General features: G+C 71.1%; 2 protein-coding genes. One reads left to right on the forward strand and one right to left on the reverse strand.

From position 1 onward, the window contains the following. A partial coding sequence (gene paaK / locus ACWGI8_RS42265; RefSeq protein ID WP_453668775.1) for a phenylacetate--CoA ligase PaaK occupies positions 1-1,214 on the reverse strand: 1,214 nt, incomplete at its 3' end. A gap of 296 nt (positions 1,215-1,510) precedes the next feature. Here paaK and ACWGI8_RS42270 point away from each other — a divergent pair. Beyond that, positions 1,511-3,034, forward strand: coding sequence for an alpha/beta fold hydrolase (locus tag ACWGI8_RS42270; RefSeq protein WP_453668776.1), 1,524 nt, complete (start codon positions 1,511-1,513; stop codon positions 3,032-3,034). The last annotated feature ends 95 nt before the right edge of the window (positions 3,035-3,129 follow it).

The raw sequence follows: 3,129 nt of genomic DNA on the forward strand, positions 1-3,129 counted from the left end.
TCCCCCCGCGGGGCGGCGGCCCGCTGCTCGGGCGACGCCGCGCCGCGCGCCTCGGCCCGTACCGTCAGCGCGTCCATCCGGCCCTCGCGGGTCAGCCGCAGCTGGAAGTGCGGGGCGACACCCGGCGTACGCAGCACGATCTCCTCGATCTGGGTGGGGAAGAGATTCACCCCACGCAGGATGATCATGTCGTCGCTGCGGCCGGTGACCTTCTCCATCCGCCGGAACACCCGCGCCGTCCCCGGCAGCAGTCGCGTCAGATCCCGGGTCCGGTACCGGATCACCGGCATCGCTTCCTTGGTGAGCGAGGTGAACACCAGCTCTCCCTCCTCCCCGTCCGGCAGCACCTCGCCCGTGAACGGATCCACGACCTCCGGGTAGAAGTGGTCCTCCCAGATGTGCAGGCCGTCCTTGGTCTCGACGCACTCCTGTGCCACGCCCGGACCGATCACCTCGGACAGCCCGTAGATGTCGACCGCGTCGATCGCGAACCGCTCCTCGATCTCGCGCCGCATCTCCTCGGTCCACGGCTCCGCGCCGAAGATCCCGACCTTGAGCGAGGTCGTCCGTGGATCGATGTCCTGCCGCTCGAACTCGTCCAGCAGTGTCAGCATGTACGAGGGTGTCACCATGATGATCTCGGGCCGGAAGTCCTGGATCAGCTGGACCTGTCGGGACGTCATCCCGCCCGACGCCGGGATGACCGTGCAGCCGAGCCGCTCCGCCCCGTAGTGCGCGCCGAGGCCGCCGGTGAACAGCCCGTATCCGTAGGCCACATGAACCTTGTGCCCGGGCCGCCCGCCGGCCGCGCGGATCGAGCGGGCCACGACGTCCGCCCAGGTGTCGAGGTCGCGGTCGGTGTAGCCGACGACCGTGGGGCGCCCGGTCGTGCCGCTGGAGGCGTGGATGCGCCGTACCCGTGACTGCTCCACAGCGAACATCCCGAACGGGTAGTGATCGCGCAGATCGGCCTTCGTGGTGAACGGAAAGCGGGCGAGATCGTCGAGCGAGCGGCAGTCCTCGGGCCGCAGCCCCGCCTTGTCGAACGACTCCCGGTAGAAGCCGACGTTCTCGTACGCATGGCGCAGGGTGGCCCGCAGCCGTTCCAGCTGCAGGGCCCGGAGCTCCTCGCGACTCAGTCGCTCCCCGGCGTCCAGCAGATCCGCCAGGTCCGTGAGATCCGTGAGATGCGTGAGATCCGTCCTGTCCGTCATACGGAAGACTCCCGAGTCACCATCGCAAGTCGGACGACCGATCATTCGGTCGTGCTGTCCGGAATCAGTAATCCAGCCACTCGCCCGGGCGTCAAGACCGGTGTCACCAGGACCCTGACCCATCCCGGGCCGCGGAAGTGAGCGAAGCCCCCGAAGTCTCTCCGGGGCCTGTTCATGCCCTGAGGGTTCATGTCCTGCGGGTTCATGCCCGGTGGGCGTGATCGCCTACGGCGTAACGGACCCGCGATCCCGGGAACCCGTTGGCAGGATCGCGGACACCCGGAGAAGATCGCGGTATGCCGAGCTTCAGCGCGTACGACGGGACCACACTCGCTTACCACGTCGAGGGGGCGGGGGAGCCGCTCATCTGTCTTCCGGGGGGACCGATGCGGGCATCCGCCTACTTCGGTGACCTGGGTGGGCTCGGCGCACACCGCACACTCGTTCGGCTCGACCTGCGCGGCACCGGTGACTCCGCGGTGCCGGACGACCCGGCGACGTATCGCTGTGACCGGCTCGTCGACGATGTCGAGGCGCTGCGGGCGCATCTCGGACTCGACTCCGCCGACTTCCTCGGACACTCGGCCTCGGGCAACCTCGCGCTGCTGTACGCCGCCGCGCACCCCGAGCGGGTGCGCTCACTGACCCTCGTCACCCCCGGCACCCGCGCCCTCGGCGTCGAGGCCACCGAACAGGACTGGCGCGATGCCGTAGCGCTGCGCCACAGCGAGTCCTGGTACCCCGAGGGCCGCGCCGCCTGGGAGGCGTTCTGGGCGGGCGGGGACGCCGACGACCTCTGGCCGGACATCGTGCCGTTCATGTACGGCCGCTGGGACGCCGCCGCCAGGGCGCACGCGGCGGACGACGCACACCAGGCCAACCCGCAGGCGCGACGCGCCTACTTCGCGGACGGCGCCTTCGACCCGGCCGCCACGCTGAAGGCCGTCGCGGCCCTGGACGCGCCGGTCCTCGTGCTCGCAGGCGAGTACGACGGAGGGCCCACCCCGGCCCGCGCCGCGGAGATCGCCGCGCTTTTCCCGCACGGGACGACCGCCGTCCAGCGCGGCGCCGGCCACTATCCCTGGCTGGACGACCCCGGCGCCTTCACCCGTACCGTCGCCGCCTTCCTCGACCCCGCCGTACGTAGCGTCGAGGCCCCCGACGGGACGCGTCTCGCCTACCGCACCTGGGGCGAGGAGAGCGCCCCGCCCGTCGTCCTCGCCCACGGACGCGGCGGCAGCAGCCGGGACTGGACGCAGATCGCGGAACAGCTCGCGGCCACCCGCCGGGTGTACGCCATCGACTTCCGCGGCCATGGGCTGAGCGACTGGCCCGGCACCTACTCCTTCGAACTCTTCCGCGACGACCTGCGCGCGCTCATCACGTCCCTGGGGCTGCGCGGTACGGACCTGATCGGGCACTCGATGGGCGGGGCGGCCGGGTATCTGCTGGCCGAGGACGAGCCGGAGCTGCTGGGCCGCCTGGTCGTCGAGGACGCGGCGCCGCTCGTTGCGCTCGACCCGCCGCGCGCCCCGGCCGAACGGCCCGCCGGCGTCCTCGACTTCGACTGGCCGGTGGTCCCCTCTCTCGATGCCCAGCTCAACGAGCCCGACCCGGCGTGGCGCGCGCGCCTCGGCGCCATCAGCGCTCCGACCCTGGTGATCGGGGGTGGGGCGACGAGTCATATCGATCAGGAGGAGCTGGCGCGGCTGGCGGCACTGATCCCCGCGGGGCGGCTCGTCACGATCGAGGCCGGGCATCTCGTCCATGAGGCGCGGCCGGAGGAGTTCCTGGCAGCGCTGAGGGAGTTCGGCATCTGATGCCGGCAGATCACTCCAGCAGCTGATTCCGGCACCAGAATCCCGGCGGCGCCGATTCCGGACCCGGCGCTGACTCCGAAAGCCGTGTCGGACGG

Source organism: Streptomyces sp. NPDC054841 (assembly GCF_053611045.1).

Bases quoted from the DNA above. Each gene is read 5' to 3' on its own strand.
- ACWGI8_RS42270 (WP_453668776.1), top strand. From the start codon at position 1,511: ATGCCGAGCTTCAGCGCGTACGACGGGACCACACTCGCTTACCACGTC.